General features: G+C 41.5%; 18 protein-coding genes and 1 other annotated feature. All 18 genes read right to left on the reverse strand.

Translation table 11 applies throughout. From position 1 onward, the window contains the following. Nucleotides 1-66: 66 nt before the first annotated feature. The 18 genes from HCJ66_RS02410 to HCJ66_RS02495 all read right to left on the reverse strand — a co-directional run bounded on the left by HCJ66_RS02410 (nt 67) and on the right by HCJ66_RS02495 (nt 19,123). Entirely contained in the window at nt 67-318 is a 252-nt protein-coding gene (locus HCJ66_RS02410) for an HTH domain-containing protein (protein WP_187131717.1), read from the reverse strand. Nucleotides 319-520: 202 nt separating this feature from the next. After that, complete coding sequence (locus HCJ66_RS02415) at nt 521-1,147, reverse strand: Type 1 glutamine amidotransferase-like domain-containing protein (protein ID WP_187131718.1); 627 nt, start codon at nt 1,145-1,147, stop codon at nt 521-523. 703 nt (nt 1,148-1,850) lie between these two features. Next, on the reverse strand, nt 1,851-2,051 hold the full coding sequence (locus HCJ66_RS02420) for a cold-shock protein (RefSeq protein ID WP_187131719.1): 201 nt from the start codon (nt 2,049-2,051) through the stop codon (nt 1,851-1,853). 365 nt (nt 2,052-2,416) lie between these two features. Beyond that, nucleotides 2,417-3,109, reverse strand: a complete 693-nt coding sequence (locus HCJ66_RS02425; RefSeq protein WP_187131720.1) for a phosphatase PAP2 family protein — start codon at nt 3,107-3,109, stop codon at nt 2,417-2,419. 16 nt (nt 3,110-3,125) lie between these two features. Next, nucleotides 3,126-4,115 (reverse strand): diaminopimelate epimerase, encoded by a 990-nt coding sequence (gene dapF, locus HCJ66_RS02430; protein ID WP_187131721.1) that lies wholly within the window; start codon nt 4,113-4,115, stop codon nt 3,126-3,128. Between the two features lie 69 nt (nt 4,116-4,184). Further along, nucleotides 4,185-6,950 carry an isoleucine--tRNA ligase gene (gene ileS / locus HCJ66_RS02435; RefSeq protein WP_187131722.1) on the reverse strand — a complete coding sequence of 922 codons (2,766 nt, stop codon included), beginning with the start codon at nt 6,948-6,950 and terminating at the stop codon, nt 4,185-4,187. A gap of 103 nt (nt 6,951-7,053) precedes the next feature. Continuing rightward, nucleotides 7,054-7,297: a binding site (T-box leader), on the reverse strand. Beyond that, entirely contained in the window at nt 7,285-7,827 is a 543-nt protein-coding gene (locus tag HCJ66_RS02440; RefSeq protein ID WP_187131723.1) for a DivIVA domain-containing protein, read from the reverse strand. Its footprint overlaps the feature before it by 13 nt. A 148-nt stretch (nt 7,828-7,975) precedes the next feature. After that, nucleotides 7,976-8,752 carry a YlmH family RNA-binding protein gene (locus HCJ66_RS02445; RefSeq protein ID WP_187131724.1) on the reverse strand — a complete coding sequence of 259 codons (777 nt, stop codon included), beginning with the start codon at nt 8,750-8,752 and terminating at the stop codon, nt 7,976-7,978. A gap of 181 nt (nt 8,753-8,933) precedes the next feature. Beyond that, the gene (locus HCJ66_RS02450; RefSeq protein ID WP_343068950.1) at nt 8,934-9,221 is read right to left on the reverse strand and encodes a YggT family protein; all 288 of its coding nucleotides are present in this window, start codon (nt 9,219-9,221) and stop codon (nt 8,934-8,936) included. Nucleotides 9,222-9,235: 14 nt separating this feature from the next. Beyond that, nucleotides 9,236-9,727: a cell division protein SepF gene (locus tag HCJ66_RS02455; protein WP_187131726.1), complete on the reverse strand. Its 492-nt coding sequence runs from the start codon at nt 9,725-9,727 to the stop codon at nt 9,236-9,238. Between the two features lie 19 nt (nt 9,728-9,746). Beyond that, entirely contained in the window at nt 9,747-10,424 is a 678-nt protein-coding gene (locus HCJ66_RS02460; RefSeq protein WP_187131727.1) for a YggS family pyridoxal phosphate-dependent enzyme, read from the reverse strand. Between the two features lie 28 nt (nt 10,425-10,452). Further along, nucleotides 10,453-11,631: a cell division protein FtsZ gene (ftsZ, locus tag HCJ66_RS02465; protein ID WP_187131728.1), complete on the reverse strand. Its 1,179-nt coding sequence runs from the start codon at nt 11,629-11,631 to the stop codon at nt 10,453-10,455. Nucleotides 11,632-11,679: 48 nt separating this feature from the next. Beyond that, nucleotides 11,680-12,954 carry a cell division protein FtsA gene (gene ftsA, locus HCJ66_RS02470; RefSeq protein ID WP_187131729.1) on the reverse strand — a complete coding sequence of 425 codons (1,275 nt, stop codon included), beginning with the start codon at nt 12,952-12,954 and terminating at the stop codon, nt 11,680-11,682. 347 nt (nt 12,955-13,301) lie between these two features. Beyond that, complete coding sequence (locus HCJ66_RS02475) at nt 13,302-14,090, reverse strand: cell division protein FtsQ/DivIB (protein WP_187131730.1); 789 nt, start codon at nt 14,088-14,090, stop codon at nt 13,302-13,304. 22 nt (nt 14,091-14,112) lie between these two features. Further along, complete coding sequence (murG, locus tag HCJ66_RS02480; protein ID WP_187131731.1) at nt 14,113-15,207, reverse strand: undecaprenyldiphospho-muramoylpentapeptide beta-N-acetylglucosaminyltransferase; 1,095 nt, start codon at nt 15,205-15,207, stop codon at nt 14,113-14,115. Further along, nucleotides 15,204-16,571, reverse strand: a complete 1,368-nt coding sequence (murD, locus tag HCJ66_RS02485; RefSeq protein WP_181675137.1) for a UDP-N-acetylmuramoyl-L-alanine--D-glutamate ligase — start codon at nt 16,569-16,571, stop codon at nt 15,204-15,206. The genes murG and murD overlap by 4 nt, the downstream gene beginning before the upstream one ends. Nucleotides 16,572-16,605: 34 nt before the next feature. After that, a complete protein-coding gene (gene mraY, locus HCJ66_RS02490) occupies nt 16,606-17,583 on the reverse strand; it encodes a phospho-N-acetylmuramoyl-pentapeptide-transferase (protein ID WP_187131732.1) in 978 nt (325 codons plus the stop codon). Between the two features lie 52 nt (nt 17,584-17,635). Beyond that, on the reverse strand, nt 17,636-19,123 hold the full coding sequence (locus tag HCJ66_RS02495) for a UDP-N-acetylmuramoyl-L-alanyl-D-glutamate--2,6-diaminopimelate ligase (protein ID WP_187131780.1): 1,488 nt from the start codon (nt 19,121-19,123) through the stop codon (nt 17,636-17,638). Nucleotides 19,124-19,178 lie beyond the last annotated feature (55 nt).

Here is a 19,178-nt window from a genome sequence, read left to right on the forward strand (position 1 = left end):
TTTCTTGTGAAGCACCTTCCTTCTATCTTCTCGAGCTGCATTAAAACCTCTAATTGTCCATCAAACCTATAACACTGTTTTTTCATAGGCTTTTTTCCAGCGGCTGGCACATTGCTCGACACGTTTTATCCCAAGGATGGTAACATCAAAATGGTGTGCTTCAAAAATAGCGCGTGGTAATTCTCCTGCTAAATAACGCGCTACAAAGATATGCCTGAAAGCGTTGGAGTATGTGCTGGTGCGTGGCGAAACGTTTCTTACATTTGGGTTTTGTTTTAATTTTTGGATTTCGGCGTTCGAGAATAGTTTTTTGCTCATGATTCCTTCCTTTCTGGTGGCGTTATTGCTTTATTTGAGTATACAAAAAACACCTATAGAATGCACTTCTTTTTTTGAAGTGATCATTCTATAGGTACCATTGTAACTTCTTAATTATTTTCTTCTAATATAATTAAATCAGGGTCAACTAATACGTTTTTTTCAAAGTGACTAACAAGATTATATGCCATATTTTTCTCCTTTATAAAGAATAAACTGATCCTAGGAATCTAAAGCCAAATTCATCACTATAAATGACATAAGAATTATCATCAATGCCAAAAGTATTTGTATTATTCATTTGCCTTTTAGCTTTTTTTAAGTTATCAAAATCATTCCATTTTGTATAGTGAACACCTACTATAAAATTATGATAAATTCCTATACCTGATTTATATAAAGTAATTTTCTCATCGTTATCATGGGGGGAAATCACTATATCCTCTCCCATAATCAATGCTCCTGCTGAAAATCCTATGACAGGATTTCCATCGTTATAAAAATTTTGTATAGATTCCCGAATCTCTGATTTGCAGTATACTTTGTGATATAAACTGGTGTTTCCTCCTCCAATTATTAATATATCTGCTTGTTCAATTTTCTTGATTATCGATTTGGGTTCATTTTTATCTCCTAGCACGACAGTGAATAAACATTCTCTTAGCGATTTAAAAGGCGCTATATACTTTTCAATATAAGGTTCCCAAGCTTTTCTATAAACCGTTAGTATAACAATGCTTGGGCTTCCTCCAGATACCCGATTCATTAAAAATTGCGCTATCTCTTTACTCATAGGAGGATTACCTCCAGCTAAAACAAAAGTTCCCAATACCTTCCTCCCAGTCTCATCATACAAGCTATTCATACGAAGAAGAATTCATTTGTACGCAACAGAATTAGTACTTAAATTAACTAGATGATTAATTGTCTTTAAAATAGATTCTTGTGTTTCGCCTGCTACTACATATGATTCAATAGATACATCAACAACTAAGGATGCAGTAAACATTAACTGTCACCAAATATAAATTCCTACATCTATACTAATCAATACGGCAGACAACAATTGGCACCCAATAATCCATCTACTTAAACCATCACTCTCATGCTAATTGATCATTTTTTCTTTTTATTGCAAATTATATATAGATTATCACACTATATTACTTCATATTTTCTTACAAATCAAATGAAAATGATAACATAAAAAGGTTTTCTTTTTTTCTTAGCGTTGTAAATCTGTACCTTACTCTCTCTACCCCCTTTTGGTGTATAATGGCATGACATCCTTCTTTGCTATTCTAAAAAATAGGCTCTAAGGAGAACTACCATATGAAATAGAAAGAATCGACTTTTCCAGTATTCTACCATGGCTGCCCTGATTTCGGAACGCTAGATCGCTCAGACGGCGGACTTATCATGTCTGAACAAATTAACGCCGCAGAAAAAGAAGCTAACGACAAAAAAGATTGAGCAAATACCCTCCTAAAAAGGCAGTCGCTCAATCTCTATTTCGCATTCTCTCAGTAGAATTAAAGCTTTGTTACGTTATCCGCTTGAGGTCCGCGTTGTCCTTCTACGATTTCAAATTCCACTTTTTGACCTTCATCAAGTGTTTTAAAACCGTCTCCTTGAATCGCGCTGAAATGTACGAATACATCGTCGCCGCCTTCAATTTCGATAAATCCAAAACCTTTTTCGCCATTGAACCATTTCACTGTACCTTCTTGCATGTGTCAAAAACCTCCAAAAATTTTTTCTTAATATGTTCCTTTTACAAATAAAAAACTTACTGGGAAACTGCTAAACAACAAGCTCACCTTGGTTTTCATATAAAAATTCACATATTATAAAAGATACTCATAGTTTAAGGATCAGTACCCTTTATAACATGTGAATAAGCTCTTGCTAAGCACCTACAGCATCCCAACAATGCATTTGTAAGGGCGATATTAATTTCATCGATACAATCATTTTAACGCTTTCATTCCAAAAATGCAAGCAATATTTACCTAAGTGCGCCATTATTGCGACAACTTCCCAAAAGTGGAAAAACCATGAAGGAACGGCTTATGCGACGCTCCTTCATGGTCTTTTTTTATTTAATGACACTACGATCTTTTATACGCCATTTCACTAATAAGTTGTGTAATGGTTCGCGGACGAGGAAGTACACGCCAAGCGAAATGAAGATAGATGCGATTCCGAATAAGAAGCCGCCAAATACATCAGTTGGATAGTGAACGCCTAGGTATACGCGAGAACACATGATAAAGATTATCCAGCCTAAAGCAACGACGCCGATTACGATTTTAGCCCACATTTGTTTCACGGTGAAAATTAAGAACATCGCCGCTAAGCCGTAAAAAATCGTCGTGCCTGTTGCGTGACCACTTGGAAAACTAAAACCAGTTTCGGAAATCAGACGGTCAAAGTTTGGACGTGGGCGCTCAAAGATATGTTTTAGAACCGTATTCATCAGTACCGCGCACACAAGCACCGTTCCACCAAACCATAACCCAACGACGAATTTACGCAAGATGAAGAGGATTATAACAACGATTACCGTTAAAATAATCGCAAATTCTGCACTCCCAAAGAATGTTAAATTCTCGATTAGACTCGTTTTAGATGCTGATATGTTTGTTTGTATACGACTGATCCAGCTTAAATCAAATTTGACAACCCATCGTGGTTCCGAATTAACTGCTAGAGCGACAATGACGAAGATCAGCAAAGCAAAACCGCCAATAGTGAATAACGGTATAGCTTTCTTTTTGTTTGTATTCATAAATCTACTCCTAACTTCACTTGTTTTTTTGTAGGAAGGTTTGTACTTCTTCCACCATCGCTTGATATTGCGCTTGTTCCTTAGTATCGCTTTTTTCAAGTAGATTGATTGTCGTGTCAGTGACTGCAAGCGTGCCATGATACACAAAAGTCGCATTACCAATCAGTTGCAAATGTAGCGCACCATCTGCATCTTTGCTAGCTGTGACCTTGACACGACCGCCATTATTATACACATGAACAGGCGTTTCCAGCTTATCATTATGAAGCAATTTTTTCATCAGACTAGAGGCCGACATTGCTGTTCCACAAGCATTTGTAAAACCTACACCACGTTCAAAAGTCCGAACATAGATCGCGTCTTCCCCAAGTTCTTTGACAAAGCTAACATTGACACCGTCTGTGAAATAAGGATTTTCTCCATTAAGAAAAGTGGATAGCTTCGTTTGTTTATCTGAGTCGAGCGTTTTCTGATCCACAAACGTAATTAAATGAGGATTCGGTACGGCTACTGCTGAAAAACGTAAATCAGCATCAAACGCAGGCACCAACTCATCTAGCATCTGCGCCTTGTCCCAGTTTAGCGGTAGCGTTTCTGGCGCAAATAAGACCGGTGAAATTTCCACTTGATAGGTTGGAATATCAGCACCGATTTCTTCCGCTTTCGAAACGTGGAGCGTCGCTTTCATCGTCTCAACCGTTGCTTCCTGTAAGTCATGCTGTTCTAACAGGTAACGCGCCACCGTACGCAAACCATTTCCACACATCGATGCTTCAGAGCCATCTGCATTAAAAACGCGCATACGGCCGATGGAAGCCTTATCTGAGCTTTCTGATACAAACAAGATACCATCCGCGCCACCCAACATTTCATCACGATTACAAATTCGGACGGCTAACTTGGAACGTGCGGCATCTTCCCAGTCGGTTAAGTTGTTTTTTATCTCATCAATCAAGAAAAAATCATTTTGAGAGCCATGAACTTTAATGAACTCAATATGCGACATCCTTATTCCCCCATTTCTCCATTTTTATGCGTGAAGGTTCTACCGGGATATCCCAGTAGAACCTCACTATTAGTTACTATAATTCGCAACCACAATATCCGCGCATCGTTTACACAACGTCGGGTGATCATGATTCTCGCCAACATCTTTCTTCACGACACGACAACGTTCGCATGTTTCGCCTTCTGCTACCGTAATCGCAACGGCAACATGATGATCTTTCACCGCATTGGCCGGTGCTCCTTCTAAGCCCTCCACTAATTCAAAATCAGAAACGATTAGCAGTTGTGCGAAGTCTCCTTCCAATGAATCAAATAATTGCTTCGCTTCACCATCAACAAACAGCGTTACTTTTGCCAACATTGATTTACCGATAATCTTTTCATTACGCGCTTCTTCCAATGCTTTTTGAACCACATCGCGAATTTGCATGAATTGATCCCATTTCTCCGTGATCGCTTCTGTTGCAGGATAGTTCTTCACTTCCGGCATCTCTGTCAAATGAATGCTCGCCTCCTCTTGATCCGTTAAATGCGACCAAACCTCGTCCGCCGTATGTGGCAAAATTGGCGCCAATAACTTCGTCAAAACAACGACCGCTTCATGGAATACCGTTTGCATCGCGCGACGATCTTTGCTACCGGCTGCTTCGATATACACAACATCCTTTGCAAAATCCATATAAAATTGGCTAAGCTCTACTGTACAAAAATTATTAATTTGGTGATAAATCGTTGAAAACTCATACTTATCATAGCTCGTACGAACATTTTTAACGAGCTCATCCAGTTTAATTAGTAAATATTGATCGACTTCACGCAAATCTTCATAGGCAATCGCATCTGTTGCTGGTGTAAAATCAGAAATATTTCCAAGCAAGAAACGCATCGTGTTACGAATTTTACGATACACTTCGGAAACCTGTTTTAGAATATTGTCACTGATACGCACATCTGCTTGATAATCCACGGACGCAACCCACAAACGTACGATATCCGCACCCAATTGGTTGATGACTTTCCCTGGAAGCATCGTATTCCCAAGCGATTTACTCATTTTACGTCCATCACCATCTAAAGCAAAACCATGACTCAAAACGTTGCGGTACGGCGCTTCACCACTGATAGCAACACTCGTCGTTAGTGAGGAGTTGAACCAACCGCGATATTGGTCAGAACCTTCCATGTAAAGATCCGCTGGGCGATTCAAGTAAGGGCGTGCTTCAAGAACGGCTTGGTGACTTGATCCTGAATCGAACCAAACATCCATAATATCATTCTCTTTCGTAAATTCGCCATTTGGACTTGCTTCATGCGTGAATCCAGCTGGTAATAGATCTTTGGCTTCCCGCTCAAACCAGATGTCTGATCCGTGCTCACGGAATAATTCAGAAACATGATTAATCGTCTCATCCGTGATAATAGAATCACCATTTTCCGCATAAAAAATCGGAAGTGGCACGCCCCATACACGTTGACGCGAAATAACCCAGTCCCCGCGATCGCGAACCATGTTGAATAAACGCGTTTCACCCCATGCAGGCGTCCAAGTCACACCTTGCACAGCATCAAGCAACTCTTGACGGAAGGCATTAATCGACGCAAACCATTGCGGTGTCGCGCGGAAAATAACTGGTTTCTTCGTACGCCAATCATGCGGATACGAGTGCGTAATGAATTCCATTTTTAATAACGCGCCGACTTCTTCCAACTTCTCCGTCACCATTTTATTGGCTGTATCATAAAACACACCTTCAAAGCCCGGTGCTTCATCTGTGAAAACACCACGATCATCTAGCGGTGCTAATGTCTCTAAACCATATTTTTGACCGATGATAAAGTCGTCTTCCCCGTGTCCAGGTGCTGTATGAACCGCTCCCGTACCAGCTTCTGCTGTGGCATGTCCACCGTTCATCACGAGCGAATCACGATCATAAAATGGGTGTTTCGTTACCACACGATCAATTTCGGAGCCACGTACGGTTTTCACAACCTCAGCCCCTTCCCAACCTAATGTTTCGCGAAGGCTTGGGAGAAGCGCTTCAGCTACGACATATTTTTCGCCAGCAACCGCTACAACAACGTATTCTAAATCTGGATTTACCGTAATCCCCTTATTCGCAGGCATCGTCCACGGTGTCGTAGTCCAAATTACGATATTCGTGCCTTCTTCCAGCACTCCTTTACCATCCGTTACTTTAAACGCCACAAAAATCGAGGCAGATTTCTTATCTTGATATTCAATTTCCGCTTCAGCCAAAGCAGACTCACTAGATGGCGACCAATAAACCGGCTTCTTCCCTTTGTAAATATAGCCTTTTTTAGCCATCTCACCGAAAACTTTGATTTGTTCCGCTTCATATTCCGGTTGCAACGTGATGTAAGGATTTGCCCACTCGCCTGTCACGCCCAGACGTTTGAATCCTGTGCGTTGAATATCGACTTGTTTATACGCGTACTCTGCGCAAAGTTTACGGAATTCAGCAACGGTCATTTCTTTCCGTTTTACGCCTTTATTCGCAAGCGCCTGTTCAATCGGTAAACCATGTGTATCCCAGCCAGGAACGTACGGCGAACGGAAGCCGCTCATCGATTTTTGACGAACAATCATATCCTTGATTACTTTATTCATCGCATGGCCCATATGTAGCTCACCATTCGCATAAGGCGGTCCATCATGCAAAATAAACGTTGGCTTATCCGCATTTTTTTGTTGAATTTGGTCGTATAAATCCATCTCTTCCCATTTCGCTTGCCATTCTGGTTCCTTATTCGGTAAATTACCTCGCATTGGGAATTCTGTTTTTGGCATTAATAGTGTATCTTTATATTCCATCAGTTCATTCTCCTTTGTATTATGATTATTTTTTGCTTTCCTGTACTCGGCAAAGGTTGCAGCCTCTTTTCAGCATTTCACGACAAAAAGACCCCTCCCTCAAAAAAGGGACGAGTCTAATAGTCGCGGTACCACCCTTGTTGACATCGATCATACATCTTTGCCCACTTCGTTCCATCGTTAACGCCGATATACGCTTCTTTCTAATTGGCACGCATGCCGTTCAAAAAAAGAGCTCCTGAGTGATTTCCACCTTCTATCCTACTTGCTGGGCTCTCACCATCCCTAGCTCGCTTTAAAAATAGAATATCTCTAGAAAGTGTACTTGTCTCTATTATTGCTTTTCAATATCGTTTTCTTCTACTACATCTAATTTCTCTGGCTCTGCTGATTTCAATTCGGTTGCATCGACTTCGTATTCCATCAATTGCTTCCAATCATCACTCTTAATCAGATCCATTTGTGTTTCCACTAGTAAACGCAGACGTTCGCGGAACACTTTTGATTGACGTTTCAAGTCTTCAATTTCAATCGCAATTTTGCGGGCTTTGGATAGCGAATCACTCAAAATACGGTCCGCGTCTTTCTCCGCTTCACGCACGATTAATTTCGCTTCTTTATCTGCGTTATCAATGACCTGGTTCGCAGCTTCTTGCGCCACTATCAAGGATTTATTTAGCGTTTCTTCAATATTTGTAAAATGTCCTAAACGGTCATCTCTTGAAGATAGCGTCTCCTCTAAGCGTTTCTTTTCTTTAATCAGTTGTTCATAATCCTTAATAATTTGGTCGAGGAATTCATTTACCTCGTCCTCTTCGTAACCTCTAAAACCACGGCTAAACTCTTTATTATGTATATCCAGCGGTGATAATGGCATGTTCAACACCTCCATATGGTCAAAACCTAACTAAATCTAGGCTAGCCCTTCTATTATAACATAAAACTTCATTCCATATATACCTGTCTCTTACTATAATAAAATTCTGACTATCTCGCAAGTATTATCTTCTCAAAAACCGAAAATATTAGTGTAAATAACCTATTTCTATCCGAATCTTATCCTTCTTCGTGTGTCCGTTGATTTCTCCCAGCCTCACACGACCATAGCCGCGCGCTGAAATAATATCCAATTCTTCACATTCAAAATCTGGATTTTCAACGATTTTCCAATTCACCTTCACCAGTTTCCCTTGTACGAGTTGTTTGGCTTTTTGACGCGAAATATTGTGCGCTGTTGCCACAACAAGATCCAAGCGCAAACTCGTAATTGTCGTCCCAACATATTCCCAATCCGTACGAACAGGTAACGCTTGATTTAGGTCCAGTTCCTCCAACATGATATTAACTTTCCCTATTTTATCAAGCTGCAAACTAACGTACTCTTTCATCTCGCTCATCACAAAAAACTGCCACAATTCATTTTCCGTCAAAATATCACCGAAAATATCGCGCTTCATCCCGAGCGACATCACTGTTCCGAGAATCGACTGGTGCGATAATGTCGTGAACTTAACCGGATAGCGAATATCAAACAATGTAACTTGAAAATCTGCATCGGTCGGCTCATAATAATCCGGATAAATAAGCGCGCGACGACGTTCTGCATGCGCTACCCCGCCCCAGAATTTCACCTTGATATGATCATAACCGCCAACAACCGACTCCAAAATCAAACGCTGACGTGGATCAAGGAAATCCGTCAAACGCGGCGTGTACTGATCCTCGACCTGCACAATCCACTCTAACGCTACGTCAATAAAACTATGCTCTTCTGCTCTAAAATGCTGATAAATCCCTTCCATGTTCCCCTTACTCCCTTTAATAACAAAATACCTCTCATAAAAAGCCATTTTGTAATATAGTCATACTTTAATAACTACCATTATAGCACGCTTCATCGTTTTTTAACACCCACGCAATTCCAAAAAATACCGAATGAAAGCACTCCTGATTTCCAGGCAACTTTCATTTCGGTATCAACATTTAGAAAAATAGTGGCAATAAATAATTATACACTAAGTACTGTAACCCAAACGTCGCCATTCTTATTGCAAAAAAGGCAATGATTGGTGATAAATCAAGGACCCCACCAATTGGCGGAATGATTTTCCGGAACGGCGCTAAAACAGGTTCACAAATTTTCGCTAAAAAGCGGCCAAATGTCGTTTCGTAAGCACCTGGAAACCAAGACATTAAAATATAAACAAACAGTACGTACGGGAAGTAATCCAGTACTAGAAAAACATAATGTGCAATCTGATATGCTAAAATGTGTTACACCTCATTTACATAAAATCTTGTTCTTCTAACATCTCAGAAATAGCGCCATCAACTTCGACGTTTTCTGGTGTGCAGAGGAAAATATTGTTGCCAATACGTTGAATATCTCCACCTAAAGCATACACAGTCCCGCTTAAAAAGTCCACAATTCGGATTGCTTGGTCATGACTAATGCGTTGTAAATTCACAACCACCGTTTTGTACTCCTTCAAGTAGTCAGAAAGCTCTTGCGCTTCTGCATAAACACGCGGTTCCACGAGTACCATTTGGCTCGAAAATTGGGCGCCATTCATGCTTACTACTTTCTGTTCAGCAACTGGTGCTACTTCACTTTGATTCGTAAAATAGTTTTTTCCTGTTGGTTTTTTCATTTTTTTCTCAGTTGGAACCTCGCGAAGTGGTTGAGGTTTTGTCGCAACCGGTTCCTCTTCATAATAATCTTCGCCCGATTCCTCATCTAAGAAAAAGTAAGATTTAAATTTATTTTTTAATCCCATCTGATTTACACCTCCACATTTAGTTTTCCTCTACTAAAGCTCTTCCTACTCTGATAAACGTTGCGCCTTCCTCGATTGCAATCTCAAAATCATTCGTCATTCCCATCGATAATTCGTGACACGGAACATTCAGGATTCCAAGTTTCTCTATTTCTAGTTGCACTGCTTTTAATCCTTGAAAAACGTGATGTAAAGTCTGCTCATCATCGGTGTTTGGAGCCATTGTCATCAATCCAACAATTTCAACATGTTCATAGTTCTGTGCTTGCACAAACGCGATGGCTTCTTCCGCACTAAAACCATGTTTTGATTCTTCCTCAGAAATATTTACTTGTAAGAAACATGATACTTTCTGAGTCGCACGTTTTTCAATTTCATCAGCTAAAGACTTGCGATCTAATGAATGCAAAAAATGCGTATATGGTAGGATGGCTCTCACTTTTCGTGTTTGTAATGATCCGATAAAATGCCAAACAATATCCGGTTTATCAGCGAATGCCTCTACTTTTTCCGTAAAAACTTCCGCTCGATTTTCACCAAAATGACGAATGCCGAGATTGTACAGTGTCTCCATCGCAGCAACATCCACAGTCTTCGTTACGGCGACCAAATGAACGTCTGCCGCCTCACGACCATTTTTTTTCGCTGCGTTAGAAATTTTATCTTCCATCACTTGTAAGTTGTCGTTATAGCTCATCACATATCACCTATTTTTTTTCATACTTTTATTGATTTCGACGATTTCTGTTGCGAATGAACGCAGGCACTTCTACGTCGAGATTTTGGCGCTGTTCTTCTACGTGAGGCGTTGCTTGTTGCTGCTCTTCTTTCGGCGCTTGCGCTTGTTGTTGTGGCGCATTAGATTCTTCCTTCACAGCATAACCAGGACGATTGACTTGAATTGCTGGATTAGGACGATTTTGCGCTTGCGCTTGTTGTTTTGCTTGAGCTGCTTCGTCAAAACCAGTCGCGATAACCGTCACAATCAACTCTTCTTGCAAATCATCATTGATAACCGAACCGAAAATCATATTCACATCTTCATCTGACGCAGAAGACACGATTTCAGCTGCTTCTTGCACTTCATAGAGGCTCAAATTAGAACCACCAGTGATGTTCATCAGCACGCCTTTTGCACCGTCAATCGATGTTTCAAGCAGTGGAGATGAGATCGCTTTTTTCGCCGCGTCTGCCGCACGATTTTCACCAGTACCGATACCGATGCCCATCAATGCTGAACCACGATTCGTCATAATTGTTTTTACATCAGCGAAATCCAAGTTGATTAAACCAGGAACAGCAATTAAATCTGATATACCCTGTACACCTTGACGTAAAACATTATCCGCTTCACGAAACGCTTCTAACATCGGTGTATTTTTATCAACAATTTGTAGTAAACGATCATTTGGGATCACAATCAACGTGTCTACTGCTTCCTTCATAGCTTCTGTACCAATCGCTGCTTGTTTCGAACGTTTGGGACCTTCAAAGCCAAATGGACGCGTGACAACACCTACCGTTAAGGCACCCATTTCTTTCGCAATTGTCGCGATAACAGGCGCTGCGCCCGTTCCAGTTCCGCCACCCATACCAGCCGTTACGAAAACCATATCCGCACCTTTTAGCGCTTCTTCGATCATTTCGCGACTTTCTTCTGCTGCTTTTTTCCCAATTTCAGGAACAGCTCCTGCTCCTAGTCCACGCGTTAATTTCGTGCCTATTTGCAAGTGAACTTCTGCTTTAGAAAGATTCAAAGCTTGTGCATCCGTATTTGCTGCGACAAAATCGACACCTTGGACACCATGTTCAATCATTCGGTTGACAGCATTATTTCCGCCGCCACCGATTCCGATTACTTTAATTGTTGCTAAGCTTTCTGCACTCGTGTCAAAATCTAACATACTATTTGCCTCCTAATTTTACCTTTTTAACGAAAACACTTGCTTCTTCTAATCGAAAAATGCACCGAAGAAATTCTTCATCTTGGTGGAAACATTCTCTTCTTCTGTTTTCTTTGGTTTTTGCTTTGGTTTCGAATACTGTTCTTCATGAATTTCTGTTGTTTCGGATGGTTCGGAATTTAAGCTTCTACCTTCTTTTTCAGCCATCTGATAGGCATATTTTATTAAACCAACAGCAGTCGTGAAACTCGGCTCACGAACACCGATATAATCTGGAATTGCTAATCTTACATGCGCTTGAAATATTTTACCAGCGAGATCAATAGCTCCTGGAATCGCCATCGCGCCACCAGTTAACACGTAACCACCAGGCAGATGACCTTTGCCAACACGGGCCAGTTCTTCTAATGTTAACGTATAAATTTCTTCCATGCGAGCTTCAATGATATCGGCTACTTCTAGCTGTGTGAAATGTTGTTGTTGATCACTGCCGATCACATCGATACCAAATGCGATATCAGCCGAAGCATCGTCGTAAAAAGCATACCCGTGTTCTAATTTTACTTTTTCGGCGTTGGCTGTCGATGTATTTAAGCCTAGTGACAAATCTTTCGTCACATGGTCACCACCAACTGGTAATACGGTCGTGTACGTTAATTTTCCTTGTTCGAATACACTAATTGTCGTCGTACCAGCACCAATATTCACCAGAGCCGTGCCGAATTCTTTATCATCTTCTGTTAAGGAAACCGAGCCTTCTGCGAGTGGTTGAAGCACAATATCTGTAATTTCTAACCCAGCACGTTCTACGCAACGCAGCGTATTATGTAGGATCGTTTTTGAACCAGTAATAAGTGTTCCTTCCATTTCTAGACGCACGCCAATCATTCCTCTTGGATTCACGCCTTCAAAGCCATCGACCACGTATTGATCGGGAATCACATTGATAATTTCTCGATCAGGAGCTAGAGAAATGACCTGCGCGGAATCAATAACATTCCACACATCGTCGTCTGTAATTTCACGATTTTCACCACTAATCGCAACGACGCCACGGCAAGCTTCCAGTCGTACTTGGCTAGAAACGATCCCAACAATGACTTGGGATACATGCACGCCCACCATACGTTCTGCCTGTTCAATGGCTTTTTTAATCGATTCGACGGTCTTATCAATATCAACTATGACGCCTTTTTTAACTCCTTGGGACGCCACATTACCCACACCGATAATATTGAGTCTGTCATTGGCCATCTCTGCAATAATCACTTTCACAGATGATGTTCCAATATCCAAGCTTACATAAATTTCGTTTTCTCCCATTTATCGGCACCTCCTTTATTTCATAATCTGTCTTATTTTATTTGCCTATACGCAAAAATTCAGTAGTAAGTTTTATTTAAGAGTTTCTTTTAATGGTTGGTGTTTGTCCTTCGAGATTCCCCTCTCCAGCAAACATAATAGTAGAAGATAAAAGATACACTATTCAATCAACACATATCTACAGTCTACACCAAGAAGCATGGTAATAAAAGCACAAAGGATATTTTTCAGCAACTTTTTAGCTTTTCTTTAAATTCAACGCAAAAAGAGGAACGTGCATTCTTATCCAACAAGCGATTATGTGTTAAATCGTACGTTTCATCCAGCGTTTCTTTGTAATATAATCATCAATTTTTCTTATCTAGCGCGGCTTGTTCTTCTTTATTTTTTAAATAAGTACGGAAATAAGAACCAATTTCTAAATCAATGATACCTTTTTGATCTTCTTTTAATTGCGCGACGATAGATGGATAGTGTGCCATTTTTTCAGCGAAGGTTGAGATTGTCGCGGAGACTTGGTTTCCATCGTTCATATAGAGACTAATATGCTCATCGTCACTTTTTGTTGGCGCAAAATGAATCTCTGAAATCGATAGCAGAACGCCTTCTGGTAGTTGGTTGAGCTGCGATACCATGTCTTCTAGCACTCGCCCATTTTTGAAACCGCTAAATATAGGGTTATTTCCAATTGGGAATTGCTTTGGCTGTGTCGTGAGTAGCTTACCTGTTTCTAAAATATCGAAATACTGACCGTTCTTTTCTTGATAGCCTATCGTTTTATTTTCTGTAATATGGACGCGTAGTGTGTTTAGCCCTTGCAACTTGATTGTTGCTTCTTTAATCAGCGGATTTTTCTCTAGTGCATCAGTGCTTCGTGACTTATTTATCCCAAAAACGAATGCTTCTAGATTTAAATCACCTTCTGTCAAAATGGTTTTCTCATCGACTTGATGATTTCCATCGACATAGATACGCTGAACTTTACTCAGTGGCGAAAGAAAATAGAGCGTAATTAGAATGAGAAGAACGAAGATACTAATTAGAATCGACATATGACGAATTAATTTCTTTTTGCGGTATTTTTTTAGTTCTGGAATTCTGCTCTCGATAGAAACTATCTTTTTATTATTCGCCATCTGGTCGTCCTCCTCATCTGTTTTATTTGTTGATTATGTCGTAGATTGCATCTACGAGCTTGTCTGCCGCATCAGGAACACCTAATTGCTTAGCTTCATATTGCATTTTTGCCAATTTTTCAGGGCTCCCCATGATCGTATCGATTTCATCTAGTAAGCGCACAGGCGATAATTCGGACTCTGCGATGACAGATGCCGCAGCTTTTTTAGCCAATGATTCTGCATTTTTAGCTTGGTGATTTGCTGTCACGTACGGGCTTGGAATTAAGATACTCGGTACGCCTAGTGCTGTCAGTTCCGCAAGCGATGTGGCACCGGCTCTTGATACGACTAGGGTACTGACATTAAGTACTTTTGGCATGTCGTAGATGAACGGTTGAATGCTAATATTGTCGTTTAGCTCCATATCTGCTAGCTTTTCTTGGATCTTCTCAAAATGGGCATCACCGGTAACGTAAAGTAGTTGATAACTGCGCTTACCGATTTTAGCAAGGTTGGCTTCAATGGCTTCATTAATTCCTCGGGCACCGCGGCTACCACCGAAAACAAGAACGGTTGGCTTGTCTTGCTCCAGGCCATATTCGGTTAAAACATTCCCTGATTCGATACCTACCACTTCTGATGCTCGTGGGTTGCCTGTGAAAACAACTTTTTCAGCGGCAAAAGAATCGCTCACTTCTTCAAAGCAAATCGCGACACGGTCAGCATAACGACTCAAAAACTTATTCGTCAGACCAGCCACACTATTTTGTTCATGAATAAGTGTTGGGATGTTCAGTTTCGCCGCTGCATACACAACAGGGCCACAAACATAGCCACCTGTTCCGATAACCGCGTCTGGTTTGAAAGCACGAATCAATGCTTTACTACGCGTCACACCTTTGAAAAAGCGCGTCACTGTTTTGACGTTTTCAAAGGAGAGCGCGCGTTTAAAGCCAGTGATTTCGATTGTTTCAAAAGGAATTCCTTCACGCCTTACGATAGTTGATTCGAGCCCCTTTTCAGTCCCAATATAGAGAAATTCGGCTTCGGGGTCTCTTTTTTTTATGACTCGGATTAGCGCAAGGGCCGGATAAATATGTCCACCCGTTCCGCCACCGCTTATGACAAATTTCATTTTTCCACCTCATCTGGCAATTCTTCGATGGCATCCATAAAGGCACGTCCTCGAACTTCGAATGTTCTGTATTGATCCCAGCTCGCGCACGCTGGTGAAAGTAAAATGATATCACCTGGATTGGATAGCTCGTAAGCAAGTGGCACAGCAGCAGTCACATCATGTACACGATGCACATCCACGCCTGCTTCTTTACCAACACGACCTACTTTTTCAGCCGTTTCGCCGAATGTAATCAATGTTTTCACGTTCTTGAAAAATGGTTTGAGTTCGTCAAATTCAATACCCCGATCAAGTCCACCAGCCAGAAGCACCACTGGTTTATTAAAACCGCTAAGCGCGCTCTGTGTTGCCAAAATATTCGTTGCCTTGGAATCGTTGTAAAATTTGCGGCCGTTTAGTTCTTTGACAAACTGCGTCCGGTGTTCTACGCCTTTGAATGTTTCCAGCACCTGCATGATTTGCTCGTTGCTCACTTCACAGATTTTAGCGACTGCGATAGAGGCAAGAATATTTTCCAAATTATGTTCCCCTGGAAGTAAGATATCATCGCGTTTGCCAATAATTTCATCGTAAAACATGATATTACCATCTTTGACATAAGCACCTTCGCCCAGTTTTTGTGTTGGTGAGAACGGAATGACTTTCGCTTTAGTACGCTTCGTCATATTCCGTAATTCATCTTGATCCCAGTTGATAACTAAGAATTCATTTTTTGTTTGATTTTCCTGGATGCGCCATTTCGCTTTTACGTAATCCTCACGTGTTTTATGATAGTCGATATGCGCCTCATAAATATTCGTGATTACCGCGATTTTCGGGCAAAATGTGCGAATCCCCATCAGCTGGAATGAAGAGAGCTCCATCGCGATGTATTGATCTGCTGTCGCTTTTTCGGCAACTTCTGAACCTGGAAAACCGATGTTCCCAGCAAGTAATGATTTATTTGGTGTCATTTCATTTAGCATATGGTGCACGATAGTCGTCGTCGTCGTTTTCCCGTTTGTACCAGTGATACCAATGATTGGTGCATCGGAAATTTGATAGGCTAACTCGACTTCGGTAATAATCGGGATCATCAAATCTTGTGCTTTTTTAATCATCGGGTTGTCATACGGAATACCAGGATTTTTCACGACAAGTTCAAATCCCTCGTCTAAAAGTTCCACGGGATGCGAACCACAGATTACTTTAATTCCTTGTTCTAGCAGGCCTTGTGCTTCTGGATTTTCACTAAACGGCTTTTGATCGTTCACTGTCACAAAGGCGCCGAGTTTATGAAGAAGGGACGCCGCACCGACACCACTTCTCGCTAAGCCCAATACAAGTACTTTGCGATGCTTATATTGAATAATGTTTTTCATTTTTATTCCCCCAATTTCAACTCATTCCCATTTTTTACAGGATAACGAACAGTGCAATAATCGCACAGACAAGCCCCGCACCCCAGAAAGTGAAGACGATACGCCATTCTGACCAGCCGATATCGACATGCTCAAAGTGATGGTGAATCGGACTCATTTTGAATAATCTTTTACCGTTTGTAACTTTAAAATAGAAGACTTGGATGATAACCGAAGCCGTTTCAATGACGAATACGAGGCCGATTAAAAGCAACATCCATTCTTGTTGTAATAGAATCGAAATGGCGGCAATTGCACCCCCGAGCGCTAACGATCCTGTATCCCCCATGAAAATTTTTGCCGGATTCTTGTTGAAAAGCAGGAACCCTAACATCGCTCCAACAATTGCTAAACAAAACATCGCTATGACATCTTGGTCTTGGAAAATCGCGATGATTCCTAAAGCGCCAAAAGCAATAACGGAAAGCCCTGAAACCAAACCATCCAAGCCATCTGTCAAATTCACAGCATTCGAAAATCCTACGAGCCAGAAAATCACGAAGATGAGGAAGAACCAGCCTAGGTTGACTTCCGTTGATGTGAACGGAATCGTCAGTGTTTCTGGATAGCCATTCCAGCGATAGATTGCGTAGAACAAGACGGAAATAACAACTTGTCCTAGAAACTTCTGCTTCGAACGCAACCCTAAGTTTTGTTTTTTCACGACTTTAATATAATCATCTAAGAATCCTAATGCGCCGAATAACACGAGCGGGATTAGTAGTAGCAATGCTTCACTGCCAAACCAACCGCCGATTAGCGTCATGATTACGAAACTAATAATCATCGCGAGAAGGAATACGAGTCCTCCCATTGTCGGTGTTCCTGATTTTTTCTGATGGCTTTGTGGGCCTTCCTCACGAATACTTTGACCAAACTTTAATTTTTGTAAAAACGGGATAAATAAAGGTACCCCGATGACGGTAATAATGAAAGCCATCGCAAATGTTGTAACTATCCAATATAATGACACGCTTTTTCGCTCCAATCTATTTTGTATCTTTCGCTATCGTAAAAATGTCTCGTTATAATATCTTTGCTAAAATGGCTTCGCGTGCTTCTTTGCGATCATCGAAATCATGAACAACATCGCCAATGATTTGATACGTTTCATGCCCTTTTCCAGCTATCAAAATAACATCTTCGGGATTGGCCTGCTTTACTGCGAAACGAATCGCATCATGCCGGTGTTCTTTCACTGTATATGTCGCGTCTGGCACACCAGCTAGCATATCCTCAATAATCTGCATCGGCACTTCCGTCCGCGGGTTATCCGATGTGAAAATTGGGTTCGTCGCGTACTTCACAGCAATTTGGGCCATCTGTGGACGCTTCCCTTTATCACGATCACCACCGCAACTGACGACGACAAAAATACGTCCTGTAGCGAATTCCGTCACCGTTTTTAATACATTTTCCAAACCATCTGGCGTATGCGCGTAATCTACAATGACTGGAAATTGTTGCCCTGCATCAACGAGCTCAAAACGTCCCGCTACACCTTGCACTTTCTCAAGGGATGCGATAATTTCTGGAATCGTTTCTGGCGCTTCGTTTGTCGCATAAACCGTCGCAATCGCAGCGAGTGCGTTATACACGTTAAATTTGCCAATCAATTTCAGCTGCACCGTGAAAACCTCATCTTGAAAATGAAGTTGGAATCCCGTCCCCTTACTACTAATTCTAATATCACTAGCTCGGAAAGACGCCGCACCATCAATACCGTATGTCAATAAACTCACGCCTGTAGCCTCGATCATCATTTTTGCATGGGGGTCATCTGCATTAATGATCGCCGTTTTCGAAGAGCCGCCATAGCCATTTCCGAGTTGGGCGAACAATAAGCTTTTCGCGTGGGCATATTCCTCCATCGTTTTATGATAATCCAAATGATCCTGCGACAAATTCGTAAATACCGCTATATCGTATTCGGAACCATAGACACGACCTTGCACAAGCGCGTGCGAGGACACCTCCATAATTGCCGTCGTTACTTCCTGATCACGCATTTGTCGAAACGTCTTTTGCAATGTTAAACTGTCAGGCGTCGTGTTTTTCGTTTCCAAAATCTCCGCGCCAATTTTGCGATACATTGTACCAATCAAGCCCGTCGTCACGGCATTATCCGCTAAGATAAATTCCACTAGATGGCTCACCGTCGTCTTACCGTTTGTTCCCGTAATTCCAATCAAATTCATTTCCGTCGTTGGATATGAGTAAAACGCCGCGGCAAGCATCGCCATCGCCCGTTTCCCATCCTCTACCAAAATGACCGGAATCGTCATATCAGCCAGCATCCGCTCCGCTACAATCGCGACTGCGCCTTGTTCCTGCGCTGTTCTCGCAAACGCATGTCCGTCTACCACTTCCCCATCGATGCATACAAATAGCGTCCCCGCCGTCACCTGTCTGCTGTCCTGCTCGACGCTTTTCACTTCTATATGTAGCGTATCTTCCTCGGCTTGCAACAACCGGCTGTAAGGAATTGCCTCTATCAACTTCTCTAATTCCATTTCGAACGTCCCTTCCATCTCATCGCCTCCAAAGTCCAACGCAAAAAATGATATC

This window comes from Paenilisteria portnoyi, from assembly GCF_014322795.1.
Classification (GTDB): Bacteria; Bacillota; Bacilli; order Lactobacillales; family Listeriaceae; genus Listeria_A; species Listeria_A portnoyi.